Origin of the sequence: uncultured Senegalimassilia sp. (genome assembly GCF_934636665.1) — a bacterium.
GTDB lineage: Bacteria > Actinomycetota > Coriobacteriia > Coriobacteriales > Eggerthellaceae > Senegalimassilia.
In genome coordinates this window covers 1-26,647 of the sequence record NZ_CAKUAT010000010.1, presented here as the reverse complement: position 1 = coordinate 26,647, position 26,647 = coordinate 1, and the positions used below count along the sequence as shown (strand labels likewise).

The following is a 26,647-nucleotide window of genomic DNA, read 5'->3' as shown; positions in this document are numbered from 1 at the left end:
CCCGGTTTCCGATCACGTAACCTGCCGTCTTGCGGGTTTGCGCTTTCGCGGTTTGGGATGGGGTTTCGAAACCCGGCATTGCGGTAAGCGTGGTAGCATCTTCCCGCAAAGTAACTTCGCGGGAAGGGGAAGGGCAGTGTCCCAAAGCGATATTCGCACGTATGCCCAGGCTATGCGGCAGGCGAACAAGGAGGCGCGCGCTACGGTGGCGGCGCTTGCGTGCATCATCGTCGTGTGGCTCGTGGGCGGTTTCGGCTTGGCTGGCACCGATATCTGGTTGTTCCATACGCCGTTGTGGGTCATTGGCGGATGTGTTGCGCCGTGGATCGCGGCGGTCGTGGCCGCGGTGGCGCTCAGCCACCGCGTGTTCGCCGACTTCGATCTTGACGAGGTGGCGGGCAGCTGCACGATCGGCACCGTCGATGCGCCCGGTGGCGCCCGTGGCGCCGATGCCGTTGCTTGCAATGGTGCCGCAGCGGAGCAGAGTGCGGCTGTCGGCACCCCTTGCGATGCGAACGAAAGCGGTGAGTAGCATATGGGTAACTTGGTGGCGCTCATCCCGCTCGTCCTGTTCCTGGCCGTGGCGCTTGGCATCAGCTTCGTCGCACGGCGCCGCAGCGTGGGCGAGGGCGGCTTCGTCAAGGAGTACTTCATCGGCAACCGCACGCTCGGCGGCTTCGTGCTGGCCATGACCACCATCGCCACCTACGGCTCGGTCAGCAGCTTCGTGGGCGGCCCCGGGCAGGCATGGCTGATCGGCTGGGGTTGGGTGTACATGGCCGTCGTGCAGGTCACGGCGCTCGTGCTGCTCTACGGCATCATGGGCAAGAAGCTGGCGCTCGTGGCGCGCAAGCTTGATGCTGTCACCGTCATCGACGTCGTACGCGCCCGTTACAACTCCAACGCGCTTGCCAACATCAGCGCCGTGATCGTGGTGCTGTTCTTCGCCGCCACAATGGTCGCCCAGTTCGTGGGCGGTGCGAAGCTGTTCGAAGCGGTCACCGGCTATTCGTACATGGTGGGCCTCGTGCTGTTCGGCGCGGCGGTCATCCTGTTCACCACCATCGGCGGTTTCCGCGGCGTGGCGTTCACCGATGCGCTGTGCGGCATCATCATGCTCGTTGGCATCGGCGTGCTGGCCGCCGGCATCCTGACCGCAGGCGGCGGGTACGAGAACATCATGGACACCATCAAGGCGAACCATCCCGCTATGCTTGAGCCCTTCGGCGGCGGCGCCATGCCGGGCACGCTGTACTTCACCCAGTGGCTGCTCGTGGGCGTGTTCACCTTCGTCCTGCCGCAATCCATGGTGCGCTGCATGGGCTTCAAGGACACGAAGGCCCTGCACGGCGCCATGATCACCGGCACCGTGATCATCGGTCTTATGATGATCGGCGTCACGGCTCTGGGCGTGCTGTCGGCCGGCGTGTTGACGGGCAGCCTTGCCGATTACGGCTCAAGCGTGGACAACATCATCCCGCGCGCCATTGCGCAGACGCTGCCTTCTTGGGCGGCGGGCGTAGCCATCATCGGCCCTATTGCGGCGTCCATTTCCACAGTGTCGTCGCTGTTGATCGCGTCTTCTTCGGCCATCATCAAAGACGTGTACTTGCACAGCTGCGAGGCTCGCGACAAGCAGCCTTCCGAGCGCGGCATCTCACGCGGTTCGCAGGCGGTCACGCTGTGCGTCGGCGCCATCGTGTTCGCCTTGGCCGTGGTGCCGCCCGACGTCATCTGGAAGATCAACATGTTCGCCTTCGGCGGCTTGGAGACGGCGTTTTTCTGGGTGATGGTGTGCGGCCTGTTCTGGAAGCGCGCCGGTAAGCTGGGCGCCCTGCTGTCCATGGTCGGCGGCACGGCGGCATATTGCGCGTGCATGGCGCTCGGGTTCAAGGTGATGGGCCTGCACCAGATCGTCATCGGTATCACCGTGGCAGGCGCGCTCATGGTGGTGGGCAGCCTTATCGAGAAACGCTCGCAAGCTGAGCAGCAGCGCATCGACCAGGTGTTCTTCCCGGAATAGTTTGAGGAACTTATAGCAGCGCGTAGAGCGCTGGAATCATGAATGCCTCCTGCTTCCCCGGCATCAAGGTCACCAGGGAAGCAGGAGGCGTTTTGCTGGTAGGTTGAGGCCGGTTTGGTCGGCTTGCGGCCGAACCGGCCTGCGAGAGCGCGCGACGACGCGTTTTCGGCGGTTGTTCTGCGCCGGCAGGCAGCCCTCGCTGCAGGGCCTGAGCGGTTGCGTCGACGCGTTGCCTTGCGACGTCGACCTACCTTCCGTCGTCTTGGTGGTGATCGTCGAGGTGCTTTCCCAGCTCGTGCATATGGCGGCGGTACTCGCGCACGGCGCGCTCGGCGATGCGGCGCTCTTCCTCCCAATCGCCGTCTTTGAGGTGCTGCGCGAACGCCTTCGCGGCTTTTGCGGTTCGCTCGGCGGCGGCTTCGCGCGTCAACCCCGCCTTCTCTCCGATCTCCTGCAGCTCGTCCTCATGCGCGGCGTACTCGCGTCGGGCGAAGTCGAGCATCTCGTCCATGGCGCGCTTGCGCTGGCTTTGGCGCTGCAGCGCGAAGGCAACATCTTCCCAGGCAGCTTCTTCGCCCGCGTCGCGGCGCGCCTTCGCGGCCATGCGCGCGGCTATCTCCTGGCGCGCCATCATGCGCTCCAGCTCCAAGTGCTCGTGCAGAATGGAACGGATGTCCTGGGGGTTCTCCACGATCTCATGCACGGCCTCGATGGGCTTCGCATCCACCACACGGTAGGTCAGCGATGCCAGCAACGGCATGAGGAACACGGTGATGGCGCCGGCTGCCACCAACACGCCGGCGGTGTCCTGGGCCATGGCGCCGGATTTCACGGCCAGGCTGGTCACGGCTACGATGATGGGCAGGGCTGTGGTGCAGTACAGGGCCACGGTGATGCGGTTGTGCATGGACAGCGTCTTTCCGTCGCGGCCTATGGACAGCGCAACCACGATGGGCACGGCGCGGATGAGCAGCAACGCGCAGATGAACGTGATCAATAGTCCCGGCTGCGCGCCCACGCCCGCCAGATCGATCTTAGCGCCGGAAACCACGAAGAACACGGGCGTGAGGAACCCGTAGCCGATGGCGTCGAGCTTCGATTCCAGCTCGTGGTCGCCTTCGGGGATGATGTAGCGCAGCACGAAGCCGGCGGCGAACGCGCCGAGCACGATGTCGAGGTCGAAGACCGCCGAAACGGTGACCAGGCCGATGAGCAGCACCACCGTCACGCGGACGAACGTCTGCGACGTCGAATTGCGCCTGCGATGCAGGAAACCGTACACGCCGTGGCCCGCCTTGCGCGCCTTCGAAGGCACCACGGCCATGACCACGCACAACGCGCCGAACAACGCTAGAATCAACAGCGTCTGCCAGGTTTTGCGCGCGGAAAGCAGCAACGCCATGGCAAGCACGGGGCACAGCTCGCCCCAGGTGCCGAACGCCAAGATGCTATTGCCCACTTGCGTGCCTTCCAGGTTCCGTTCCTTCAGAATGGGCATAAGGGTTCCAAGCGCCGTGGTGGTCAGCGCGATGGCGACGGCCAGCCCGTCGATGTGGCTGATGGAGAAGTTGGGGGAGAAGTACACCGCCGTGCACGCGAGCACCATGGATACGGCCCAGGTGGCAAGGCCCTTCTTGCCTTGCGAGCCCGATAGGCTCTTGGGGTCGATCTCGTAGCCTGCCAGCAGGAACAGAAACGCCAAGCCAAGCTCGGAGATCATGTTCATGGAGTCGGTCAGCTCGATCAAGCCGGCCATATGCGGGCCGAGTAGCGCGCCCGCCAACAGCAAGATGACGGTTTCCGGGACAAGCCCGCGCGGGATGATGCGCGCGACGATGGGCGCGCATGCGGCGATCAGGCACGCGGTGAAAAGCGAGATGAAATCGGTTGGCATGTTGCTTCCTTTGAAGGGGTGTGAAGCGCCGGGCGTCTATTTCGCCAGGTATTCCTGCAGGTCGTTCCAGGTGCGAGCGGCCTCGGCATAGCCTTGCGCGTACAGGTCGAGCAGCTTGTCCTGGTCGTGCTCCATGCTGCGCACCTCAACGGGGCGCTGGGGCTGTATGGCGAACAGCTCGCCCGCCTTGTGCATGCGCGCTACCTGGCGGTAGGTGCGGTTGTACTCGATGTGGCGATAGCGCAGGCGCTCGAGATAGTGCGGGAAGTCTGCGTACATCTGGGAGAGCACGGGCATCAGCTTGTTGGGGCCTTTCTCGTAGGTCGCGTCTTGCGTGAGCACCACGATGTGCTTTTTGCGCCCCGTCAGCAGGCTGTGCATGATAGGGACGCTGTCGCAGGTGCCGCCGTCGAGCAGCTTCTTGCCGTCAACCTCGACGATCTGGCTGACCAAGGGCATCGACGACGACGCGATCAGGTAGGGAAGGTCGGCGTCGCGGCCCAGATCGCGCACGGCGTGGTAGTCCGCTTCGCCAAGCTCAAGGTCGCTCGACACGGCCGTCAGCGTGATGGGGCTGTTCGTGAACGCCTGGAAGTCGAACGGGTCGAGCTTTTCCGGCACCTCGTGGAAGGCGAACTCCCTTCCGCAGGCGTTGCCGGTATGCACGAAGCTTTTCATGGAAAGGTAGCGCGGGTCGTTGCAGTACTTCATGTTAAGGAAGCATGTTCGCCCGATTTCGCCCGACACGTAGCAGTATCCGTTCAGCGCACCCGCCGATACACCGATCACCTGATCGCAGAACAGGCCGTGCTCCAAGAAGTAATCGAGCACGCCGGCGGTGAACTGCCCGCGCATGGCGCCGCCTTCGAGCACCAGGTTGACGGGCGTGGCTTCCTTTCCCTCCCAGGCGGGTTTTAAGGCGACGGGGGAAGATGCCGGGCCCGCTGTGAACGTGCTTTCGCCATCCGGCGTGTTCCCGGGCTGCGTCGAGCTGGCATGCTCAGGAGCGCGGTGCTCTTCGGAAGGGGATGGGTTCGCCTGCTTCGCGTCCTTCGCTTCGGCTGCGTGCTCGGGTTGCGCCAAGGTGGTTCGTTCGGCGGCGTTATGCGGTTCGGAGGGGAGCGTTTCGTTCATGGGCGTGGCCTTTCTCGTGTTCTGCTTCAAGTATAGCCCGAGCGCACGCACGCCTTCCCATACCTTCACAGCGTCACCGTTTCGTAACGCCTTCCTTCGCAATGGCACTAAAATAGTAACAAATATGTGACGAAGGCGTCGAAGCCCTTCCCTCGGCGGTTTCGTTGACTACAATGGGGGCATGAAACAGTTGAGGCGGCCAGGCGCGAACTTCCGGCCCCTCGGAGCGACCATAGGAGGTCCATCATGTCCCAGATCATCTCTTCTTCCCAGTTCGCCACCGAAGTGGAAGGCGCAGACGTTCCCGTGCTCGTCGATTTCTTCGCCACGTGGTGCGGGCCGTGCAAGATGCTCGCCCCCACGCTCGACCAGGTGGCCGCAGAGGTCGCCGGCCGCGCCAAGGTGGTCAAGGTCGACATCGACGCAAGCCCCGACCTGGCGCAGCGGTTCGGCGTTATGAGCGTGCCCACGCTTGCGGTGTTCAAGGACGGCAAGCTGGTGAACCAGGCTGTGGGCGTGCAGCCTAAGCCCGCCATCATGGGCTTGCTCGGTATGTAGGGCGCTGCTCGGGCCGCGTTGCGTGCGAGCATGCTGCGACGCATGCAGGCGTGCCGTGATTGCGCACCGGTTGCATTACCTCCAACCTGAACCGGCGATAATCGAACCGTGGCTAATAAGTCCCGAACTCAAAGGGTCTCCATAACCCTGTGATATCATTTTCGGCTGAAATCAAGCGAAAGGCGTCGCCCCGTATGGGACGGCGCCTTCGTTTACGATAGCGGCGAAGACCCGCCGTGCGCCTCTTGCCCTTTGTGCGGCAAGGCGCGGGCGGCCGGCTTCGGTTCAGGCACCCCCGGTCCTTTCCCAGCTCGTCGGTTCAGGGCCCTAAGATTGGAGGAAACGCGTGATCACGCGCTCGATGGTCCCCGAGTACCTGAAGTACATCCTTCCCACCATGCTCACGTTCACGATGGCGGGCATCTACGGCGTCATCGACGGCGTCTTCGTCGGCCATGCCGTAGGCGACGCCGGGCTTGCGGGCGTCAACGTGGCATACCCGCTCGTGTGCCTTATCTTGGCGGCGGGAACGGGCCTTGGCATGGGCGGCGGCGTGATCAGCTCCATCGCTCGCGGCAGGGGCGAGACGGAGCGCTCGCAGCGCGTCGTCGGCGTCACCTTGTTCATGCTCGTGGTGGCTTCTCTTCCCATCCTGGTGTTGTATTCCCTGTTCGCCGAGCAGCTGTGTCGGGTGCTGGGAGGCCAAGGCGAAACGCTTTCGCAGGCGGTCTACTATCTGAAGGTCATCGCCATCGGCGCGCCGTTCCAGGTGCTCGTCACAGGCTGCACGCCGCTTATCCGCAACAAGGGTATGGTCGCCTTCGCCATGTGCGTGCAAGTGTTCGCGGGTTTGGTGAACGTGCTGCTCGATTACCTGTTCGTCATGGTCTGGGGACGCGGAACGGCCGGTGCCGCCGAGGCGACGGTGGTTTCCCAAGCGGTTGCCTTTGTGTTCGTGCTCGGTTTCTTCCTGCACCGGAACAACCGCGTGCCGCTGCGCGATCTTGTCCCCGACGGCTCCATTTGCGCGCACATCCTCAAGCTCGGCGCGGCCCCGTTCGGCTTGACGCTTCTGCCCGAGGTGTCCACGGTCGTCAACAACATCTCGCTGTCCTACTATGGCGGCGAGACGGCGCTGGCCGCATATGCCGTCATCGCCTACGTGGCCTTCTTCGTGCAGATCATGATCCAAAGCGTCGGCGACGGCAGCCAGCCGCTCATCAGCGTGTACCGCGGCGCCGGCGATGCCGATGCGGTGCGAAGGCTGCGCAACACCAACTACTTGGTGGCCATCACGTTCGGCTTCGTGGGCCTTGGCATCATGTTCGTGGTGCGCAACGCCATTCCGCTGCTGTTCGGCGCCTCGGATATCGTGACGCCGGTCATCGCGTACGCGCTGCCGGTATTCTCCATCTGCTATATCTTCTACGGCTTCACGCATACTACCACCTCGTTCTTTTACGCGGTCGACGATTCGCGCTCGTCGAACATGCTCGTCATCGCCGAGGCCATCATCGTGTGCGTCGTGGTGTTCGTCATGGGCCTGCTGTTCCAGGTGGACGGCATCTGGTTCTCGCCCACGGTGTTGCAAATGCTGCTGTGCATCCTTGCCGGCACCCTGCTGTATCGCCGCCATAAGGCGCATAAGGAATAGGGAAGGGAAAGCCTTGGTGCGCTGCTTGTTCCTCGGCGGGCAAGGTGCGATCCCTCGGAGTGCGGCTGTCGAAGCGCCGGGCTGCGAATGGGGTTCGCATCCCGCGGCGGCCGGGCGCGCCGTGGTTGATTTGCCCGGTCGTGGTTGAGCGTGCGTCCGGTGGCGGGCGAAGGACCTTGCGTGCCGAGTCCGCGATTCCTGTTTATGGATGGGAACGCGCCCTATGGTGAACAAGAACGAGGCAGCGCCATCTTCTGGGCGGTTTTGCAGGGAGAATCGCTTCTTTGGCAAAACTTCACCTGGGCTTTTGGCGGCTGGAGGCTGAAAAACGCCCGACAAAGCACCCAGATGTCCGGACAGGCGTCAAAATCGAGGCTGGATTTCTGCAAAACCGTCCAGAAGATGCGCTTTGCGCGCAGCGACCGCCTTGGCGCGATGTCGGCATCGCATGGCATCGCTTATGTTTTGTATAAATGGTACCAACAGAGTAACAATATCTCGGAAAGGCTGCTCTAGCCCCTATAATGAGCGCAACACAAAAGCGAACGCGGTTTCTTGGCCGCGGATATGGGGGATACCTATGAACAGCCTACCGAATAACATGCACGGTGAAACCGGCGGGCCGGTCGCGCCTGGCGCCTTGGGAGCGCCCGACGCCCCGGTCGTGCCCGACGTGCCGATTGCGCCTGGCGTCCCGACCGCATCCGACATCCCGGTCGCGCCTGACGGCCGGGTCTCGCTTGGCAAGCCGGTGCTATCGGTCTCGACGGCAGCGCCTGAGGCCCCCAGCGGCGACACCTTTGACGTCGCCGTCATCGGCGCGGGTCCGGCGGGTTTGACCGCCGGATTGTACGCTGCGCGCGCAGGGCTGCGTGCCGCCGTCTTCGAGCGCCTCTCGCCTGGCGGGCAGCTCGCGCAAACCGAGCGTATCGAGAACTACCCGGGCTTTGCCGATGGCGCCGGCGGCTTCGAGCTTGCGTGGTCCATGAAGGAACAGGCCGAGCGTTTCGGCGTGCAGATCATCAACGAGGAGGTCTCCGCGCTCGACCTGACGGCGCCGGTGAAGCGGTTGGACACGCCGTACGGCTCTTACGGCGCACGTAGCGTCATCGTGGCCACGGGAGCCCGTCCGCGCAAGCTCGGCGTTCCCGGCGAGGCCGAGCTCACGGGCCGGGGCGTTTCCTATTGCGCCACCTGCGACGGCAGCTTCTTCCGCGGGAAAACCGTTATGGTGGTAGGCGGCGGCAACACCGCCGCGGCCGACGCCATCTACCTCTCGCGCCTTGCCGAGCGCGTCATCCTCGTGCATCGCCGCGACAAGCTGCGCGCGACGCCCATCTACCACGATCAGCTGGCAAAGCTCGAAAACGTCTCCTTCATGTGGAGCACCGAGGTGCGCGCCCTGCACGGGGAGGACGGCAAGCTGGTTTCGGCCCAGGTGGAGCATCTCGGGAACGGCGCCCTGGAGACCGTGCCCGTCGACGGCGTCTTCGTGGCGGTGGGCACGCAGCCCAACACCGAGTTCCTCGCAGACGCCTTGCCCCTTGACACGGGCGGTTACATCTCGGCGTCCGAGACCGGCGAAACCTCCATCCCCGGCGTGTTCGCGGCGGGCGATGTGCGCGCGAAAACCCTTCGCCAGGTGGTCACGGCGGTATCCGATGGTGCAGTCTGTGCGGAGCAGGCTGCAAACCATGTTGCAATCTGATAAGATTTTACGGTTCGACAACGGCCTTGCCCGCGCCTAACGCGCACGCAGGGCCCATGCCGCGGGTCCGTCCGCGGCCACCGGCAACATATGACGAAGGATGCACCGACCATGCAAGATAGCGAAATGCGCGACAAGCTGGAGAAGATCATCAAGGCCTACGAGGAGCTGCAGGCCAAGATGAGCGACCCTGCCGTGCTTGCCGATCAAAAGGAATACAACAAGCTGGCCAAGGAATACTCCGACCAAGGCGAGCTGGTGGAGAAGTCCCGCGAGTACCTGCAGGCCTGCGCCGATATCGACGAGGCCAAGGAGATGCTCGGCGATCCCGACATGAAGGAGTTCGCCCAGGAGACCATCTCCGCCGCAGAGGCGCAGCTTCCCAGCCTGGAAGAGGACATCAAGTTCCTGCTCATCCCCTCCGATCCGGCCGATGAGAAGGACATTATCGTGGAAATCCGCGCCGCGGCCGGCGGTGACGAGGCCGCCATCTTCGCGGGCGACCTGTTCAAGATGTACGAGCGCTTCTGCTCCTCGCGCAAGTGGAAGATCGAGCTCATGGACGTCAGCCCCTCCGACGCGGGCGGCTACAAAGAGGTCCAGTTCAAGGTCAAGGGCGACAAGGTGTACTCGGTCATGAAGTTCGAGTCCGGCGTCCACCGCGTGCAGCGCGTCCCCAAGACCGAGTCCCAGGGCCGTATCCACACCTCCACCGCAACGGTGGCGGTGCTGCCCGAGGCCGACGAGGTCGAGGTCGACATCAACGAGAACGACCTGCGCATCGACGTGTACCGCGCCGGCGGCCCGGGTGGCCAGTGCGTCAACACCACCGACTCCGCCGTGCGCATCACGCACCTGCCGTCGGGTTTGGTCGTGCAGTCCCAGGACCAGAAGTCCCAGCTGCAGAACAAGATCGCCGCAATGGCCGTTCTGCGCGCCCGTCTGTACGAGAAGATGCTCGCCGAGCAGCAGGCCGCCGAAGGCGCCAAGCGCCTGGCGCAGATCGGCTCGGGCGACCGCTCGGAGAAGATCCGCACCTACAACGGCCCGCAGGACCGCGTGACCGATCACCGCATCGGTTTCAACTCCACCTACACCAGCGTGCTGCAGGGCGACGGCCTTGACGACGTCATCGCCGCGCTTCAGGCCGCCGACCGAGCCCAGAAGCTCGAAGAGGCAGTGTAGGCTAGGAAATCCCATCAGGGGGAATCGCATCGCGGCGCGAACGAACCGCGCCGGGATGCTTCAGTCGCCGAAGGCGCGCCACCGCAGCAACGGTGCCGCGCCTTCGGCGTTGTTTTGCGTCGACCGGTTCGATTGCCGGTCTTGTGGATAGAGCCCTGCTCCGCGCGCGAGCGTTGCGAGCGGCAAACAATGCGGGGCATGGGCTTGACGGAAGGTGAAGGAAGCGGAACATGGGCGATATGTGGACGATCAAGGCCGCGCTCGATTGGACGGTGGGCTATCTCGAGCGCAAGGGCGACGAGAACCCGCGCCTTTCGGCCGAGTGGCTGCTGTCAGAGGCTTGCGACATGTCCCGCATCCAGCTCTATGTCAGCTTCGATCGCCCCTTGTCGCTTGAGGAGCGCGATATCCTGCGCGGCTATGTCACGCGTCGCGGCAAGGGCGAGCCGCTGCAGTACATCACCGGGTATGCGCCCTTCCGCCACATCCAGGTGAAGGTGCGTCCGGGCGTGCTCATTCCGCGCCCCGAAACCGAGGTGCTCGTCAGCGAGGCGCTCTCGCTTCTGCCCGCGGCGCACCGGCGCGTTGCGCTTGACAGCACTATCGACGCGTGGGAAGGGGATGCGCTCATCGCCGTCGAGGCCGCAGCGGCTGAGGCGGCGCAGGCTGCATCGGACGACGACCCTGAGGTTTTGAAGCGCTCCCAGCAGGCCATTAGCGACTATTTGGGCGCCCAGCACGATCACGCCCCTGGCGAAGGCGAGGTGCGCCCCGAGGGCTCCGCGCCGTCCAAGCCCCGACCCTTGCTCGTGGCCGATATCTGCACGGGAAGCGGGTGCATTGCGTGCTCCATAGCATACGAGCGCCCCGATACACGCGTCATCGCCACCGACATCGCGCCCGAGGCGGTGGCGCTTGCCAAGGACAATGCCGCTGAGCTGGGGCTTTCCGATCGCGTCCGCATCGAGCAAGGCGACCTTGGGTCGCCGGTGCCCGTCGCCGCTATGGGCCGGCTCGATTTGGTGGTGTCCAACCCGCCCTACGTTCCCACGGCGGTGCTTGCCGAGATACCCAGGGAAGTGGCCGATTTCGAGCCTTCGCTTGCCTTGGACGGCGGCGCCGACGGCAACGACATCCTTCGACGCTTGCTGCCGTGGACGGCGGCAGCGCTTCGTCCCGGGGGCGGTTTCGCCTTCGAGTTGCACGAGACCTGCCTTGGGGCAGCGGCGGAGCTGGCGCGGCAGGCGGGCTTTCAACAGGTTCGCATCGTCGACGACTTGGCCGGCAGGCCCCGCGTGCTCACAGGCGTCAAGCCGGTGTAAACCGGTAACCGAATCGTGCGCTCCGGCTTGAAGGGCCGCAAATCGTATGAAGCAGCTTACGAAACGGCCTCGCTTCCCAAACCGGGAAGCGAGGCCGTTGTCGCATGCGAACAGGGGAGAGGGCGAACGTATGTGAACGGGGACGGAGGTGTGCTCGCGACGTGAACGCACCTCCGTCCCCGTCCCCCGTTCGCCGGCCGAATCCTAAAGGAGAGCCCGTTTTGCGCGGGAGCGGGTGCGGACCTTGGGTGCAGCCGAGGCGACTGAACGCCTCTTCCCGGTGAACACGCCTCCGTCCCCTGTTCGCGAGCTGGGGGTAGCAGGCGGGCTTACTCGATGCCGATGGCGGGGATGTTGCGCGGCATGTTCGCTCCGGCGACCACGATGCCGTCGCGTTCCATCTGCTTGCCGATCTCCACGTACAAGGCCGCGTCGGCGGCGTTCTGGGCCACCTCCTCGTCGGTGAGCGTGCGGATCTGCTTTGCGGGAACGCCCACCATCACGGCGCGAGGCGGCACTTCGCGGCCTTCGGGCACCAGCGCCCCGGCTCCGATGAGCGCTTCGGTGCCCACGCGCACGCCGTTCATCACGATGGCCCCCATGCCGATCAGCACGCCGTCCTCGACGGTGCACCCGTGCACGGTGGCGTTGTGGCCGATGATCACGTTGCGGCCCACCGTCAGCGGGAAGCCGGCGTCGACGTGCAGGCTGCATCCTTCCTGGACGTCGCTGCCCTCGCCGATGACGATCCGCTCGCCGTAATCGGCCCGGATCGCGGCCTCGGGCAGCACGGTGGCGTCGCGTGCCAGCTCCACGTCGCCGATGACGGTGGCGTTCAGGGCGACTCGCGCTTCGGGGTGCATCTTCACATGGCGATACCCTTCGGCGGGTACCAGGTTCTCATGGCTGTTCATGGGAAGCCTCCTTGTACGGCTTGCGGTTTGGGTGGCGATTCCGTCCCTGTTACCTGCATCTTCGCACGTATGGCATGCCGCAATCCGGTCAATTTCGCCACTTCGTCCGCATTTTGAAAAAAATCGGTGAGAAACAGTTGCCATCCGCACGTCCGGCGCTATACTTACGCCCACAAGTTCATAAACGAAATGCTTTGACGAGGATAGTAGAGACGAACCCATCTTCAAGCAAGCCGGCGGTTGCTGCGAGCCGGTGTTGGGCGGGCTCGAAAACCCCTCCGAGCAGTTCCGACGAACGCTCGGCCCCAGGCGAGGAACATTCGCGCAAGGCCGGTGCAAGTAATCTGAACCGGTGACTCCGTTATGCGTCGCATATGCATTCATGTGTATGCCTTCTCTTTTGAGGTCCTGGTGCAGGTTGCTTGCAGCAGGATTTTTTTATGCCCCAAAAGGGCAGAAGAAGGAAGAAGGATTGGCATGCAACTTCGCAGCGACGCCGTCAGATGCGGCATTCCGCGCGCCCCTCACCGCAGCCTGCTCAAGGCCGACGGCCTGACCGACGAGGAGCTGAAGCGCCCGCTTGTCGCGGTGTTCAACTCCCGCAACGATATCATCCCCGGTCACAACAACCTCGATAAGATCTGCGAAGCCGTGAAGGCCGGCATCTACATGGCCGGCGGCGTGCCGTTCGAGATCTCCACCATCGGCGTGTGCGACGGCATCGCCATGAACCACGACGGCATGCACTACTCGCTCGTGTCGCGCGAGGCCATCGCCGACAGCTTCGAGTGCGCCGTCCAGGGCCATGCCTTCGACGCCGCCGTGTGCATCCCCAACTGCGACAAGATCGTCCCCGGCATGCTGCTCGGCGCGCTGCGCGTGAACATCCCCACGGTGTTCGTCTCCGGCGGTCCCATGCTTCCCGGCCATCAGCCCGGTTGCTCGCAGGGCACCACCACCGACCTGAACACGCTCTTCGACGGCGCCGGCCAGGTTGCGGCGGGCACCATGACCGAAGAGGAGCTCAAGTACTTCGAGGACACCGCGTGCCCCACGTGCGGTTCCTGCTCCGGCATGTTCACCGCCAACTCCATGAACTGCCTGTGCGAGGCATTGGGCATCGCGCTTCCCGGCAACGGCACCATCCCCGCCGTGTACTCCGAGCGCCTGCGCCTGGCCAAGCATGCCGGCATGAAGGTCATGGAGCTTCTTGAGAAGGGCATCTGCATCAAGGACATCATCACCGAGGCCGCCATCCATAACGCCATGGAGTGCGACATGGCCTTCGGCGGTTCCACGAACACGGTGCTGCACCTCACCGCCATCGCGCAGGAGGCCGGCCATCCCATCACCATGGACGATTGGGACGCGGCAAGCGCCCGTACCCCGCACCTGGTGAAGCTGCAGCCCTCCGGTCCGCGCCCGCTCATCGACCTGTACGCCGTGGGCGGCGTGCCGGTGGTCATGCACGAGCTGGGCGAGGCGGGCCTGCTCGACCGCAGCGCGCTCACGATCATGGGCACCATGGACGAGTACCTGGCCAACTGCACCAAGCCCGCCGACGGCGAGGTGTGCCGCACGCACGACAACCCCTTCTCCAAGGTGGGCGCCCTGCGCGTGCTCCATGGCAACGTGGCCCCCAACGGCGGCATCGTGAAGAAGTCGGCGGTCGACCCGTCCATGCTCACGCACACCGGCCCTGCCCGCTGCTTCGACTCCGAGGAGCAGGCCTGCGAGGCCATCTTCGCCGGCAAGATCAACCCTGGCGACGTGGTGGTCATCCGCTACGAAGGCCCCGCCGGCGGACCGGGCATGCGCGAGATGCTCACGCCCACCAGCGCCATTGTAGGCATGGGCCTTTCCAAGTCGGTGGCGCTGCTCACCGACGGCCGCTTCTCCGGCGCCTCCAAGGGCCCGTGCGTCGGCCACATCAGTCCCGAGGCCGCGGCCGGCGGCCCGATCGCGCTGATCCAGGACGGCGATCAGATCACCGTCGACATCGAGGGCGGCGCCATCACGCTGCACGTCGACGATGACGAGCTGGCGGCCCGCCGCGCGGCCTTCGTCGCGCCGGCCCCCAAGCACAACCATGGCGTGCTGGCCAAGTACGCCAAGCTGGTTTCCTCCGCAGACAAGGGAGCGTATGTGTCATGAGCGAACGCAAGCAAGATAAGCACGCGTCCACCGCAGGCCAGCCCCGCGGCTTGGGCAGCAAAAACCCCAAACAGGGCCAGGAGATGATCGGCGCGCAGGCCGTGGTGGCCTCCCTCGAGGCCGAGGGCGTCGACCTGGTGTTCGGCTACCCGGGCGGCCAGGCCATCAAGATCTACGACGCGCTCTACGATAGCAAGCAGCTGCATCATGTGCTTTCCCGCCACGAGCAGGGCGCGGTGCACGAGGCCGATGGCTATGCGCGCGCCACGGGCAACGTCGGCGTGGTCATCGTGACCTCCGGCCCCGGCGCCACCAACACGGTCACCGGCATCGCCACCGCCTATATGGACAGCGTGCCGCTCGTGGTCATCACCGGCCAAGTGCCGCGCGGCGTCATCGGCACCGACAGCTTCCAGGAGTCCGACATCGTCGGCATCACCATGCCCGTGGTCAAGCACTCCTTCCTGCTGCAGTCCACCGATGAGCTGACGTCCACCTTCCGCGAGGCGTTCCATATCGCCGCATCCGGCCGTCCCGGCCCGGTGTTGATCGACATCCCCTCCGATATCCTGTCGGAGAAGATGGTGTTCAACTATCCCGATAAGGTCAACCTGCCCTCGTATCGACCCACCTACCGCGGCAACGCCAAGCAGATCCGCGCGGCGGTCCAGCGCATCCAGCGCGCCGAGCGCCCCGTGCTCTACGTCGGCGGCGGCGTGGTCAGCTCCGGTGCCGCCGATGAGCTGGTCGAACTGGCTAATGCGCTGCAGCTGCCCGTGGTCACCACGCTTATGGGCAAGGGCGCGTTCCCCGCTTCCAACCCGCTCAACATCGGCCCGGTGGGCATGCACGGCTCGAAGTACGCAAACCTTGCCATGACCGAGTCCGACCTGATCATCGCATGCGGCGCGCGCTTCTCCGACCGCGTGACGGGCAAGCTCTCCGAGTTCGCCCCGCACGCCGAAGTCATCCATATCGACATCGACCCGGCCGAGATCGGCAAGATCCGCAAGGTGCAGATCCCCATCGTCGGCGACCTTCGCGGCGTGCTCGCCGGCATCAACGAGGCGGTGGCCAAGGCCGGCGCCAAGCCCATCACCGGCCCGTGGCTCGAGCAAATCGCCGAGTGGCGCCGTCGTTACCCGTTCTACCACTCCGACCTGGTGGAGGATCCCGGCCGCATCGTGCCGGAGACGGTCATGCAGAAGCTTTCGCGCAAGCTTGACGCCGAGCATTCCATCGTGGTGACCGAGGTCGGCCAGCACCAGATGTGGGCTGCGCAGTTCATCGATCGCGAGAAGCCGCGCACGTTCATCTCCTCCGGCGGCCTGGGCACCATGGGATTCGGTTTCCCGGCGGCCATCGGCGCGGCCTTCGGCTGCCCCGACGACCAGGTGGTCTGCGTCGCCGGCGACGGTTCGTTCCAGATGAACTCCCAGGAGATGGCCACGGCCGCCATCAACGGCGTGCCGGTTAAGGTGCTCATCCTGGACAACCGCGCGCTTGGCATGGTGCATCAGTGGCAGAAGCTCTTCTACAACGAGCGCTACAGCTTCACGGAGCTGTCGGCCAACCCCGACTTCTGCAAGCTCGCCGATGCCTACAGCTGGAAGTCCCGCCGCATCACGGCCCCCGAGGAGGTCGACGCCGCGCTTGACGAGATGCTGGCCTGCGACGGCCCCTTCCTGCTCGACGTGGCCATCCCCGATGACCAGAACGTCTTCCCGATGGTGGCCCCCGGCGCTGCCATGTCCGACGTGCTCGGCGCCATCGACGTGGCCGTCGGCGCCGTGCGCACCGACGTGCCCGGCCAGCCGGCGCCTGCGCCCGAGCCGGAGAAAAGCCCCTGCGCCAAGATTGATGCGCAGTTCGGCGGCCGATGGGAAAGCGATCCCGAAGACAAAGGACCGCGCGAGGGCGAGCAGCCCGAGGACGCGGACGTGGAAGGGGAGTCCCGATGAAGCACATCCTGTCCGTTTTGGTTGAGAACAAGCCCGGCGTGCTCTCGCGCGTCACGGGCATGGTCTCGCGCCGCGGTTTCAACATCGATTCGCTGTCGGTCGGTCCCACCGAGGATCCCACCATGTCGCGCATCACCATCATCGTGAAGGCCGACGAGCTTGCCTACGAGCAGCTCACTAAGCAGCTCAACAAGCTGGTGAGCGTGTTCAAGATCACCGACCTCACCGACACGTCGGCCATCGAGCGCGAGCTGGTGCTGTTCAAGGTCAATGCCGCGCCCGACCGCCGCAACGAGATCATCGAGATCGCCAACGTGTTCCGCGCCAAGATCGTCGACGTCGGCCGCTCCAGCCTCACCATCGAGGCCACGGGCGACGAGTCGAAGCTCAAGGGCATGGAGGACCTGTTCCGCGCATACGGCATCAAGGAGATTACGCGCACCGGCAAGATCGCCATGTCGCGTGCCTCGAAGGAGTCGTAGGCGTCATGGCTTCTCGCAATACGTTGTGGCAGCGCAGGCTGCGCATGTGGGCGATGCCGTGATCGGTATGAGCGCGGTATGCGGCGTACGCGTTTCGCCGCTGCCGGCCCCATGCTGAAACGATTTCGCACACGCTATACTTCCGGGTACATCAGCCAAGAAGAAAGGAAATACCACCATGGCTGTTACGATCTACTACGAAAACGACGTCGATCCGAAGATCATCCAGGGCAAGAAGGTCGCCATCATCGGTTACGGCTCCCAGGGCCATGCCCATGCCTTGAACCTTATGGACTCCGGCGTCGACGTGCGCGTCGGCCTGCGCGAGGGTTCCAAGAGCTGGGCTAAGGCCGAAGAGGCCGGCCTGAAGGTCACCACCATGGACCAGGCCGCCGAGGAAGCCGACGTCGTCATGATCCTCGTTCCCGACGAGCTGCAGCCCGAGGTCTACGAGCAGCACATCGCCGCTCACCTGAAGGCCGGCGACACCCTGGCCTTCGCCCACGGCTTCAACATCCACTACGGCTACATCAAGGCTCCCGAGGACGTCAACGTCGTCATGTGCGCCCCGAAGGGCCCGGGCCACATCGTGCGCCGTCAGTACACCGAGGGTTCCGGCGTGCCGGATCTGGCTTGCGTGTACCAGGATGCCACCGGTGACGCTTGGGACATCATCATGTCCTACTGCTGGGGCGTCGGCGGTGCCCGTTCCGGCATCATCAAGGCCACGTTCGCCCAGGAGACCGAGGAGGACCTCTTCGGCGAGCAGGCAGTCCTGTGCGGCGGTCTGGTGGAGCTGGTCAAGGCCGGTTTCGAGACCCTGACTGAGGCCGGTTACCCGCCCGAGCTGGCTTACTTCGAGTGCTACCATGAGATGAAGATGATCGTCGACCTTATGTACGAGTCCGGCATCCACTTCATGAACTACTCCATCTCCAATACCGCCGAGTACGGCGAGTACTACGCCGGCCCGAAGGTCATCAACGAGCAGTCCCGCGAGGCCATGAAGGAGATCCTGCATCGCATCCAGAACGGCGACTTCGCTCGCGAGTTCGTCGCCGACTGCAAGAACGGCCACAAGTGGCTCTTCGAGCAGCGCGAGGCCATCAACAACCACGAGATCGAGCAGACCGGTGCCAAGATCCGCGGTATGTTCTCCTGGGTCAAGTCCGACGAGGCCGAATAAGGCGAACGCTTCGGCTTTGGCCGCGTAGCCATAAAAGGCTACCGGCCGTCACTCGAATCGGCTTCCCTCAAGGGGCCGGGCATAACGCCCGGCCCCTTCGCTGTTTGCGGCCATGCCGGGGTCCCGAAGCATAGATGGGTGCAGGCGGAGTTCGCGCTCGTTCGTCGGCGCGGCTTTGAAGCGCTTTGCACATGTTTCGGTTTGCTGCTCGGGGCGCCCTTGCATGCAGCGGGTGGCTGCCCCCGGGGACTCCTCGCGCATCCCGTCGACGCATCTGGTTTTCGCGCATTCGATTACGACTATCGGCCTTTCTCCGGATATTTGCATCTCGGATGCGCCGCGCCGACGCGCGTTGTGTAGTATGAAGGCATATGCGAACACAACACGAAGGGTGGTTATTGCGCATGACGAAGAAGGTCCTGGTTACCGAGAAGCTGGCGCAGGCCGGTTTGGACCGCCTTGCGGAAAAAGGCTTGCAGGTAGATGTCAAGCTGAAGATGTCCACGGATGAGCTCATCGAGGCCATCCCCGACTACGATGCGCTCGTGGTGCGCTCCGCCACGCACGTCACGCGCGAGGTCATCGCCGCGGCTTCGAAGCTGCGCATCATCGGCCGCGCCGGCGTGGGCGTGGACAACGTCGACGTCGAGGCCGCCACCGAGGCCGGCATCATCGTGTGCAACGCCCCCACCTCCAATATCGTCTCGGCCGCCGAGCAGACCATGTGCCTGATGCTGGCCTGCGCACGCAACACCGCCCAGGCAAACGCCAGCATGCACGCGGGGGAGTGGTCCCGCGGCAAGTTCTGCGGCAGCGAGCTGTATGAGAAGACGCTGGCCATCTTCGGCCTGGGCCGCATCGGCGGCCTGGTGGCCGAGCGCGCCCGCGCCTTCGGCATGCACCTGGTGGGCTACGACCCGTACTGCAGCCCCGAGCGCGCCGAGCAGCTGGGCGTGGCGCTCTACGACAACATGGACGAGCTTCTTCCCCTGGCCGATTTCATCACGGTGCATCTGCCGAAGACCGACGAGACCATCGGCATGTTCGGCCCCGAGCAGTACGCCGCTATGAAAGACGGCGTCATCCTGGTCAACGTGGCGCGCGGCGGCATCTACAACGTCGACTCGCTGGCCGACTTCCTTGCCGCCGGCAAGATCGGCGCCGCGGGCATCGACGTGTTCGAGGAAGAGCCCTGCACGCAAAGCCCGCTGCACGAGTTCCCCAACGCCATCCTTACGCCCCATCTGGGCGCCTATACCTACGAGGCGCAAAGGCGCGCGGGCGTGCAGATCGCCGATTACATCGCCGCCGGCCTTGAGGGCAGCGTCGTTCCCACCGCGCTCAACATGGCGCCCGTGCCGCCCGAGGTCATGGACGCCGTGGGTCCGTACGTGCCCGCCTGCCAGATGATGGGCAGCATGTTGGCCCAGCTGGGCGGGGAAGTGCCCAAGCGCCTGTCGCTCACCGCATCGGGCAAGGCCGCTCCCGCCGATGCCACCATCCTTATGGCCGGCACCCTTCAAGGCCTGCTTTCCTACAAGAACCTGGCTACGGTCGTCACGCCCGTCAACGCCGAGGCCGTGGCCCGTCGTCACGGCATCCGCGTGGACACCGGCGCGCACGCGTCCGCTGGCGCGTACTCCTCTTCGGTGACGGTGGTCGCCGATGGCCGTGAGATCGGCTGCACGCTTTCCGGCGAGGACCAGCACGTGCGCCTCATCTCGCTTTTGGGCTACAAGGTCGATATCGCTCCCGGCCCGCAGGCGCTCATCTTCCAGTATGAGGACCGCCCCGGCCGCGTCGGCACCATCGGCTCCATCCTCGGCGACGCCGGCATCAACATCACCACCATGCAGATCGTCAACGACCCCGAGGCAGGCCAGGCCATCGTGTACATGAACGTCGAAGGCGAGCTTGACGACGGCGTGCTGGCCCAGCTGCGCGAGAACCTTGAGGACCTGAAGAACCTCTGGTACGTGAAGCTGTAGCCGAACAGCCGCATATCGTTATGCGCCCGTCGCGTGAAGTCGCGGCGGGCGTTTTTGCGTTCAGGCGGCCGAAGGGGGGGGGTCTGCTCCGTTGGCTGCAGATCTCCCTTGCATTCCGGCGGCAAAGGGGGGCTCTGCGTTCCGGTTTGTTATCGCGTCCGCTGATGCAAGGGGGGTGTTCGCTGAACGCCTCCCTTGCGTCCTGGCTGCCGGGCGACCCTCCGACCTATCGGCTCGATGCTTTTTCGCGTTTCGGCGTTCGAAAATCATTTGCGTGTCGACTCGCAAACGTGCTCTACGTCGCAAGGGCGTTCCGCAACCGCTTGATTAGGACAAGAATTAACATGTGGGTAACTTGTTGAACGTAGTTTTAACTCGACCGTTGCGCTAGGTGTATTAGAATGATTCACGTTTTGTAAATAGAGCCGAAAGGAACGGAAATGACGCGCAAGATCGCAATTTTCGACACAACGCTGCGCGACGGCGAGCAATCGCCGGGCGCTTCCATGAACACCGAGGAAAAGCTTGTTGTGGCGCGTCAGCTGCTACGTTTGAACGTTGACGTCATCGAAGCAGGTTTCCCGATCTCGAGCCCCGGCGATTTCGAGAGCGTTCGCCGCATCGCGGAGCTGGCAGGCGATGACGCCACCGTCGTCGGCCTGACCCGTGCCGTTGCTAAGGACATCGACCGCGCCGCGGAAGCGCTCAAGTACGCCAAGCGTCCCCGTATCCACACGGGCATCGGCGTGAGCCCCAGCCATATCCACGACAAGCTCCGCATCACCGAGGACCAGTGCATCGAGCGCGCGGTGGCCGCCGTCAAGCATGCGAAAAGCTACGTTGAGGACGTCCAGTTCTACGCCGAGGACGCCGGCCGCGCCGACTATGCGTTCCTCGCGAAGGTCATCCAGGCTGTCGTGGATGCCGGCGCAACCGTCGTGAACATCCCCGATACCACCGGCTACAGCCTGCCCGACGAGTTCGGGCGCCGCATCAGGTACCTCATGGAGAACGTCCGCGGCATCGAGAACGTCACCGTCTCGGTCCATTGCCACAACGACCTGGGCATGGCCACGGCCTTGTCGCTGGCCGGCGTGGAAAACGGCGCCTCGCAGATCGAGTGCACCATCAACGGCTTGGGCGAGCGCGCGGGCAACACGGCCATGGAGGAAGTGGTCATGGGCATCAAGATGCACGGTGAGGAGCTTGACGCCCACACAGACATCAATACCCGCGAGTTCCTCAAGGCCTCCCGCCTGGTTTCGTCCATCACCGGCATCAACGTCCAGGTGAACAAGGCCATCGTCGGCGCCAATGCGTTCGCGCATTCCTCCGGCATCCATCAGGACGGCGTGCTGAAGAAGCGCGACACCTACGAGATCATCGATCCGGAAGAGGTCGGAGCCGGCAAGTCCCAGATCGTGCTCACCGCGCGTTCGGGCCATGCGGCTTTGAAGCATCGTCTGGAGGAGCTCGGCTATGAGCTCGACAAGGAAAAGCTCGACAAGATGTACGATGCCTTCCTTGATCTGGCGGACAAGAAGAAGGAGATCTACGACGAGGATCTCGAGTCGCTTATGAACGAGAGCCATCGCAACGAGGCTGCGCTGTACTCGCTGGAGTCCGTGCAGATCTCCTGCGGCTTCCCGCTCAAGCCCACGGCCACCGTCACGCTGCGCAACCCCGCAGACCAGGTCGTCACGGCTTGCGATTTCGGTACGGGTCCGATCGACGCCGTGTACAAGGCGGTCAACAAGATCGTGCAGGTGGACAACGACCTGACCGAGTTCTCGGTGCAGGCCGTCACGCGCGGCATCGACGCTCTGGGCGAGGTCACCATCCGCGTGACCGCTCCCGACGGCGAGGTGTACACGGGCCGCGGCGCCGATGGCGACATCGTCGTGTCCTCCACCAAGGCGTACCTGAACGCCTTGAACCGCCTTCTGAACGACAAGGCGGAGCACGCGAAATAGGGTGCAGCGAAACATGAGCTTATAGCAACGAAAACGGCCTGCGAACGGATGGTTCGCAGGCCGTTTCGGTTGAGAGGAGGTATGCAGGGCGAAACAAGCAGGTCATGCATACGTATGCCGTTCAGCGCTTTCTGCAACGAATCGCATGGGATGCAGATTGCGAGAGTCGCTGCAATTGCCTCACGACGATCACAGCACGCGTCGCAGCTGCTGTTTTTTGATTTCGCTCTCAAGCGAGGAATGCACGATGTTTTGGAACGGCTTCACGTCTGCGACAAGGTCGGCGCAAGTGGGGTCGCACACCTTATGCTGGAGATAGGAAAGGATCGCCCCGGTATAGAACTCCGACAGGAATCGGACGTTCCCTTCCGATAGATAACGGTTCGACAGGATGAAGCGGATATCCGCCGCCATCGCCGGGACGTAGAGTCGATACAGATAGGCTTGCAGGCTGTCGGGTCCGCTCATGCGCAGCGTTTTGGCATAGAATGAGCGGCGATACTGAAAGCACTCGGCCAGCATGTCGAAGAACACCGACCCGTCCAAGCTGCGCACGCCTACCTTCTTATGCACGTAATAAGGCAGGGAAGGGAAGGAATCGTCGCTTTCGGGCTCGAAGAGCAGGTCGTCGTCGGCGACATTGGCTTTCAGCACATCGGCAAGATCGCGTCGGAACACCCATCGGATCAGGTGCTCCTTGCTTTCGAAATGATAGTAGAACGTTTTACGGTTCTTCCCGGATGCTGCGACGATGTCGGAAACCGAGATCTTCTCTATTGGCTGATGCTCTGCCAGCTCAATGAACGAGTTCCCCAAAAGCCCCATAGTGTCTAACGAACCCATGGTGTGCATCCTTTCTTCGAAGCAACCGCCAAAGCGCCGATAGGCCTTTTATGCGTTCTCTCTAGCTGGTTTGCAGTATACATCAGATGGACAACAGGCAACAAATGGGGGGATTAAGAAATAGCGTACCTTTGTGCGATGTTTCGAGTAAAAAGTTTTAAATATTCTGTAAAACCGCAGGTCAGCGAAATTATGAACGGAAGTTATCAATCAACCCATGATTCAATAGGTATTCGCTATGACAGCCCAAATTGGCGAAAAATCACTCAAAACCGGCATAGTGACCGGTTCCGGCTGTTTTGCAAGCGCGTATAGTTCAGCTCAAGGAAACCGGGTAAATCCCGGAGGTCCGGCAAAACTCGAGCCAAGGAGATAAGATGGACTTCAATTTGACCGATGAGCAGCAGATGCTGCTCGAGAGCGTGGATGAGTTCTGCGAGCGCTACTTCACCGAGGACGTCGTGAAGAAGATGTACGAGGATCACGGCATGCCGCAGGAGATCGCCGAGGCTTATCGCGACGCTGGTTTCGGTTTGATGGGCATTCCCGAGGAGTACGGTGGAATCCCCATGGATCGCGTGACCATCGGCCTGATGATCGAGCGTCTGTACCAGAAGAGCGGCTGCATGCACATCCTGTACCAGAACTCCCTGTCCATGTTCGACATCATGGAGTTCGGCACCGAGGCCCAGAAGCAGGAAGCCATGGACCACTACATGGACACCGGCTGGCCGATCGCTTCCCTCTCCATCTCCGAGCCCGGCGCCGGTTCCGACAACCGCTCCATGACCACGGTCGCCAAGAAGCAGGCTGACGGCACCTACAAGCTGTCCGGCCAGAAGACCTGGGTGACCATGGGCGAGAAGCTGCCCTACACCATCGTCGTCGCCAAGGACGAGGATCCCAGCCACGACAACGGCAACATGTCCCTGTGGTTCGTCAAGATGGACACCCCCGGCGTCTCCACCGCTCCGCTGCACAAGATCGGCCAGCAGTGCATCCCGTTCTGCGAGGTGTACCTGGACGACGTCGTCCTGACCGAGGACCAGCGCATGGGCGAGCCGGGCAAGGGCTTCATGATGCTCATGAAGAACTTCGAGGTCGAGCGTTCCTACATCGTCGCCGAGCAGGTCGGCCTTGCTCAGGCTGCTCTCGAGGACGCCGCCAAGTACGCTAACCAGCGCATCGCCTTCGGCAAGCCGATCACGCGCCTGCAGATGATCCAGGAGCTGCTCGCCGACATGGAGATCAAGGTCCAGAACACCCGCAACATGCTGTACAAGACGCTGTGGATGATGGACAACGATCAGCCCGTCCAGCTCGAGTCCGCCATGCTGAAGCGCTACGGTTGCAAGGCATGCTGGGAGGTCGCCGATTCCGCTCTGCAGATCTACGCCGGTCTGGGTTATACCACCGAGGTCCGCGTCGGTCGTCTGTGGGCTGACATGCGCGGCAACATGTTCGGCGGCGGCACCCATGAGGTCATGGCTTACATCGCCGGCCGTCAGGTTGCGAAGAAGTACGCCGAATAAGCACCGCTTGTTGTTCAGGGGCGTCCGTGCAACGGAATGCCGGTCGCCCCATCTTCGATTCGTGGCATAACGCCCGTGGCAAACGGGCTGTATGTATCGTTTAAGTCTTACGAAAGGACGGATTCCATGAGGATCGCAGTGGCTTTCAAGGCCGTTCCCGACGCCCAGGACGTTCAGGTTGCGGGCGACCGCACGCTGGACTTCTCCAAGGCGAAGCTGACCATCTCCGAGTACGACAAGAACGCCCTGGAGCTGGGCGCTCAGTTGGCCGATGAGGCCGTCGCCATCACCGTTGGCGGCAAGGACATCGACAACTCCAAGCTCAAGAAGGACGTCATGGCTCGCGGCATGGGTCATCTGTACATGGCCGCTGACGAGGCTCTGGCCGACCTGGACGCAGCCGCCACGGCTGCCGCCCTGGCCGACGTGCTGGCCAAGGCCGGCGATGTCGACGCCGTCATCTGCGGCGACGGTTCCGCTGACAACTACCTGCAGCAGGTCGATGTGCAGCTGGCCGAGAAGCTCGGCTGGCCTGTCGTGACCGCTGCCGCCAAGGTCGAGGTCAACGGCTCCACCGCCGTCGTGACCCGCGCCCTCGAGGATTGCACCGAGGTCGTCGAGGTCGAGCTGCCCGCCGTCATCTCCGTCACGCCCGACGTCGCCGAGCCGCGCATCCCGGGCATGAAGGACATCCTGGCCGCCGGCAAGAAGCCGATGGACGTCGCCGGTGCCGACAACGCCCCGGCCGCCGCTCTGACCACGGTTGAGTGCCTGGCTCCTGAGCAGGTTGCCCGTAAGCTGGAGATCGTCGACGCTGCCGACGACGGCGCCATCGAGAAGCTGGCCGCCGCTGTCAAGGCCGCTCTGTAATCGGAAAGGTGAGGTGTCTTATATGAAGGCATTGGTTATCGCTGAGCACGCAGACGTCGCCCGTGAGCTGGCTGGCGGTGCTCGTGAGCTGGGCGCCGACGAGGTGTCCCTGGTTTGCTTCGGCGGCGCCGTCGAGGGTGCTTCCGACAAGGTCCTGAACGTTGCCGTGCCGGCTGGCGCGCTGGTCGACGACGCCGCTTACGCGCTGGTCGACGCCGCTAACGCTGCCGACGTGGTGCTGGTCGAGGCTACCCGCCGCGGCAAGGTCATCGCCGGCCGTCTGGCCGCCAAGCTGGGCACCGCCGCTGCTGGCGCCACCGTCGAGCTGACCGTCGAGGGCGGCCGCGGCACGTACTTCGGCGGCGTCGCCGAGCGCGTGCAGAAGGCTGCTGGCGACAAGCAGGTCTACATCGTCGCCGCTGGCGTGTGCGATGCTTCCAAGGCCGCCGGTGCCGGCGCTGCCGAGGACGTGGCCTGGGTTGCCCCCGAGCGTGCTGCCAAGGTCACCGGCAACGTCGAGCGTCAGAAGACCGCTGCCGACCCGACCAAGGCCGACGTCGTCGTGTCCGCCGGCCGTGGCTTCGCCGCTGAGGAGGACCTGCAGAAGGCTCGCGACCTGGCTGACAAGCTGGGCGGCGCCATCGCTTGCTCCCGTCCTCTGACCGAGGGCGTCAACTGGCTGCCCACCGAGCTCTACGTCGGCGTGTCCGGTATCACCGTCACCCCGAAGCTCTACATCGCTGCCGGCATCTCCGGCCAGATGCAGCACATGGTCGGCGCCAACCGTTCCGCTACCGTCATCGCGGTGAACAAGGACAAGAACGCCCCGATCTTCAAGCAGTGCGACTTCGGCATCGTCGGCGATCTCAACGAGATCCTGCCTGCGCTGACCGCGGCTCTGTAACAGGTTTGAAAGCCCGTCCTTCAAGGGCGGGCTTCTTCTCGATGCTGCGCGGGCGCCGGGCGTCCCATCCGGTTGCAGGTATCGATTCAAGGTTTGCGCCTTGCTTCGATCGTCCGGCGTCCTGAGGCGCCGGGCGCCCGCGCCGATCATCGACCGATCCGCTGCTTAAGCGGGTCACCCAAGACGAGAACACGTTAGAAAGGACGAATGGTGGCTGAAGCTGATTTCGACATCATCGTCGTGGGATCTGGCTGCGCGGGCGGTGTGGCGGCTTACGTGGCCGCATCCGCCGGCAAGTCCGTCCTGGTCGTCGAGCGCGGCAACTTCGCCGGCGCCAAGAACATGACCGGCGGCCGCATCTA

Annotated in this window: 22 protein-coding genes; 18 read left to right on the top strand and 4 right to left on the bottom strand. The window is 63.8% G+C overall.

The features are described from left to right. Positions 1-136: 136 nt before the first annotated feature. Both Q0G75_RS05300 and panF read left to right on the top strand, forming a co-directional pair. A complete protein-coding gene (locus Q0G75_RS05300; protein WP_294415458.1) occupies positions 137-532 on the top strand; it encodes a YhdT family protein in 396 nt (131 codons plus the stop codon). Positions 533-535: 3 nt separating this feature from the next. Further along, complete coding sequence (panF, locus tag Q0G75_RS05295) at positions 536-2,023, top strand: sodium/pantothenate symporter (protein WP_294415460.1); 1,488 nt, start codon at positions 536-538, stop codon at positions 2,021-2,023. Between the two features lie 247 nt (positions 2,024-2,270). Here panF and Q0G75_RS05290 read toward each other — a convergent pair whose 3' ends face one another. Continuing rightward, positions 2,271-3,917, bottom strand: a complete 1,647-nt coding sequence (locus Q0G75_RS05290; protein ID WP_294415462.1) for a cation:proton antiporter — start codon at positions 3,915-3,917, stop codon at positions 2,271-2,273. Positions 3,918-3,953: 36 nt separating this feature from the next. After that, entirely contained in the window at positions 3,954-5,051 is a 1,098-nt protein-coding gene (locus Q0G75_RS05285) for a patatin family protein (RefSeq protein WP_294415463.1), read from the bottom strand. A gap of 246 nt (positions 5,052-5,297) precedes the next feature. On the opposite strand from Q0G75_RS05285, the gene trxA reads away from it, so the two are divergent. From trxA to Q0G75_RS05255, 6 genes are all read left to right on the top strand, one after another. Continuing rightward, complete coding sequence (trxA, locus tag Q0G75_RS05280; RefSeq protein ID WP_294415465.1) at positions 5,298-5,609, top strand: thioredoxin; 312 nt, start codon at positions 5,298-5,300, stop codon at positions 5,607-5,609. 346 nt (positions 5,610-5,955) lie between these two features. Next, entirely contained in the window at positions 5,956-7,263 is a 1,308-nt protein-coding gene (locus Q0G75_RS05275; protein WP_294415467.1) for an MATE family efflux transporter, read from the top strand. Between the two features lie 180 nt (positions 7,264-7,443). Continuing rightward, positions 7,444-7,779, top strand: coding sequence for a hypothetical protein (locus tag Q0G75_RS05270; protein ID WP_294415468.1), 336 nt, complete (start codon positions 7,444-7,446; stop codon positions 7,777-7,779). Between the two features lie 64 nt (positions 7,780-7,843). Further along, the gene (gene trxB, locus Q0G75_RS05265) at positions 7,844-8,971 is read left to right on the top strand and encodes a thioredoxin-disulfide reductase (protein ID WP_294415470.1); all 1,128 of its coding nucleotides are present in this window, start codon (positions 7,844-7,846) and stop codon (positions 8,969-8,971) included. Positions 8,972-9,097: 126 nt separating this feature from the next. After that, positions 9,098-10,156: a peptide chain release factor 1 gene (prfA, locus tag Q0G75_RS05260; RefSeq protein ID WP_294415493.1), complete on the top strand. Its 1,059-nt coding sequence runs from the start codon at positions 9,098-9,100 to the stop codon at positions 10,154-10,156. Positions 10,157-10,386: 230 nt separating this feature from the next. Then, positions 10,387-11,478, top strand: coding sequence for a HemK/PrmC family methyltransferase (locus Q0G75_RS05255; RefSeq protein WP_294415472.1), 1,092 nt, complete (start codon positions 10,387-10,389; stop codon positions 11,476-11,478). 329 nt (positions 11,479-11,807) lie between these two features. Here the strand turns inward: Q0G75_RS05255 and Q0G75_RS05250 are convergent, their stop codons facing one another. Continuing rightward, positions 11,808-12,392, bottom strand: coding sequence for a gamma carbonic anhydrase family protein (locus Q0G75_RS05250; RefSeq protein WP_294415474.1), 585 nt, complete (start codon positions 12,390-12,392; stop codon positions 11,808-11,810). A 477-nt stretch (positions 12,393-12,869) separates the two neighbouring features. Between Q0G75_RS05250 and ilvD the strand changes: the two genes are divergently transcribed. The 6 genes from ilvD (at position 12,870) to Q0G75_RS05220 (ending at position 22,136) form a co-directional block, all read left to right on the top strand. Further along, the gene (gene ilvD, locus Q0G75_RS05245) at positions 12,870-14,546 is read left to right on the top strand and encodes a dihydroxy-acid dehydratase (RefSeq protein WP_294415475.1); all 1,677 of its coding nucleotides are present in this window, start codon (positions 12,870-12,872) and stop codon (positions 14,544-14,546) included. After that, a complete protein-coding gene (gene ilvB / locus Q0G75_RS05240) occupies positions 14,543-16,507 on the top strand; it encodes a biosynthetic-type acetolactate synthase large subunit (protein ID WP_365910768.1) in 1,965 nt (654 codons plus the stop codon). The genes ilvD and ilvB overlap by 4 nt, the downstream gene beginning before the upstream one ends. Beyond that, positions 16,504-16,989, top strand: coding sequence for an acetolactate synthase small subunit (gene ilvN, locus Q0G75_RS05235; RefSeq protein WP_042434435.1), 486 nt, complete (start codon positions 16,504-16,506; stop codon positions 16,987-16,989). The genes ilvB and ilvN overlap by 4 nt, the downstream gene beginning before the upstream one ends. Before the next feature lie 178 nt (positions 16,990-17,167). Next, positions 17,168-18,175: a ketol-acid reductoisomerase gene (gene ilvC / locus Q0G75_RS05230; protein ID WP_294415477.1), complete on the top strand. Its 1,008-nt coding sequence runs from the start codon at positions 17,168-17,170 to the stop codon at positions 18,173-18,175. A 404-nt stretch (positions 18,176-18,579) separates the two neighbouring features. After that, a complete protein-coding gene (serA, locus tag Q0G75_RS05225; RefSeq protein ID WP_294415479.1) occupies positions 18,580-20,163 on the top strand; it encodes a phosphoglycerate dehydrogenase in 1,584 nt (527 codons plus the stop codon). A 440-nt stretch (positions 20,164-20,603) separates the two neighbouring features. Beyond that, positions 20,604-22,136: a 2-isopropylmalate synthase gene (locus tag Q0G75_RS05220; RefSeq protein ID WP_294415481.1), complete on the top strand. Its 1,533-nt coding sequence runs from the start codon at positions 20,604-20,606 to the stop codon at positions 22,134-22,136. A gap of 189 nt (positions 22,137-22,325) precedes the next feature. On the opposite strand, the gene Q0G75_RS05215 is transcribed toward Q0G75_RS05220, so the two are convergent. Further along, the gene (locus Q0G75_RS05215) at positions 22,326-22,979 is read right to left on the bottom strand and encodes a TetR family transcriptional regulator (RefSeq protein WP_294415483.1); all 654 of its coding nucleotides are present in this window, start codon (positions 22,977-22,979) and stop codon (positions 22,326-22,328) included. Between the two features lie 377 nt (positions 22,980-23,356). Between Q0G75_RS05215 and Q0G75_RS05210 the strand changes: the two genes are divergently transcribed. The 4 genes from Q0G75_RS05210 to Q0G75_RS09350 form a co-directional block, all read left to right on the top strand. Further along, a complete protein-coding gene (locus tag Q0G75_RS05210; protein WP_294415485.1) occupies positions 23,357-24,511 on the top strand; it encodes an acyl-CoA dehydrogenase family protein in 1,155 nt (384 codons plus the stop codon). Between the two features lie 126 nt (positions 24,512-24,637). Beyond that, the gene (locus Q0G75_RS05205; protein ID WP_294415487.1) at positions 24,638-25,381 is read left to right on the top strand and encodes a hypothetical protein; all 744 of its coding nucleotides are present in this window, start codon (positions 24,638-24,640) and stop codon (positions 25,379-25,381) included. 22 nt (positions 25,382-25,403) lie between these two features. Next, entirely contained in the window at positions 25,404-26,285 is an 882-nt protein-coding gene (locus Q0G75_RS05200) for an electron transfer flavoprotein subunit alpha/FixB family protein (RefSeq protein WP_294415489.1), read from the top strand. Positions 26,286-26,492: 207 nt separating this feature from the next. Next, positions 26,493-26,647, top strand: a 155-nt coding sequence (locus Q0G75_RS09350; RefSeq protein ID WP_365900342.1) for an FAD-dependent oxidoreductase, incomplete at its 3' end; no start/stop codon positions are given.

Bases quoted from the DNA above. Each gene is read 5' to 3' on its own strand.
- panF (WP_294415460.1), top strand. From the start codon at position 536: ATGGGTAACTTGGTGGCGCTCATCCCGCTCGTCCTGTTCCTGGCCGTG.
- Q0G75_RS05285 (WP_294415463.1), bottom strand. From the start codon at position 5,051: ATGAACGAAACGCTCCCCTCCGAACCGCATAACGCCGCCGAACGAACC.
- serA (WP_294415479.1), top strand. From the start codon at position 18,580: ATGACGAAGAAGGTCCTGGTTACCGAGAAGCTGGCGCAGGCCGGTTTG.
- Q0G75_RS05255 (WP_294415472.1), top strand. From the start codon at position 10,387: ATGGGCGATATGTGGACGATCAAGGCCGCGCTCGATTGGACGGTGGGC.
- prfA (WP_294415493.1), top strand. From the start codon at position 9,098: ATGCGCGACAAGCTGGAGAAGATCATCAAGGCCTACGAGGAGCTGCAG.
- ilvB (WP_365910768.1), top strand. From the start codon at position 14,543: ATGAGCGAACGCAAGCAAGATAAGCACGCGTCCACCGCAGGCCAGCCC.
- Q0G75_RS05250 (WP_294415474.1), bottom strand. From the start codon at position 12,392: ATGAACAGCCATGAGAACCTGGTACCCGCCGAAGGGTATCGCCATGTG.
- Q0G75_RS05220 (WP_294415481.1), top strand. From the start codon at position 20,604: ATGACGCGCAAGATCGCAATTTTCGACACAACGCTGCGCGACGGCGAG.
- ilvN (WP_042434435.1), top strand. From the start codon at position 16,504: ATGAAGCACATCCTGTCCGTTTTGGTTGAGAACAAGCCCGGCGTGCTC.
- trxB (WP_294415470.1), top strand. From the start codon at position 7,844: ATGAACAGCCTACCGAATAACATGCACGGTGAAACCGGCGGGCCGGTC.
- Q0G75_RS05200 (WP_294415489.1), top strand. From the start codon at position 25,404: ATGAAGGCATTGGTTATCGCTGAGCACGCAGACGTCGCCCGTGAGCTG.
- Q0G75_RS05205 (WP_294415487.1), top strand. From the start codon at position 24,638: ATGAGGATCGCAGTGGCTTTCAAGGCCGTTCCCGACGCCCAGGACGTT.
- ilvD (WP_294415475.1), top strand. From the start codon at position 12,870: ATGCAACTTCGCAGCGACGCCGTCAGATGCGGCATTCCGCGCGCCCCT.
- ilvC (WP_294415477.1), top strand. From the start codon at position 17,168: ATGGCTGTTACGATCTACTACGAAAACGACGTCGATCCGAAGATCATC.
- Q0G75_RS05210 (WP_294415485.1), top strand. From the start codon at position 23,357: ATGGACTTCAATTTGACCGATGAGCAGCAGATGCTGCTCGAGAGCGTG.
- Q0G75_RS05290 (WP_294415462.1), bottom strand. From the start codon at position 3,917: ATGCCAACCGATTTCATCTCGCTTTTCACCGCGTGCCTGATCGCCGCA.
- Q0G75_RS05215 (WP_294415483.1), bottom strand. From the start codon at position 22,979: ATGGGTTCGTTAGACACTATGGGGCTTTTGGGGAACTCGTTCATTGAG.
- trxA (WP_294415465.1), top strand. From the start codon at position 5,298: ATGTCCCAGATCATCTCTTCTTCCCAGTTCGCCACCGAAGTGGAAGGC.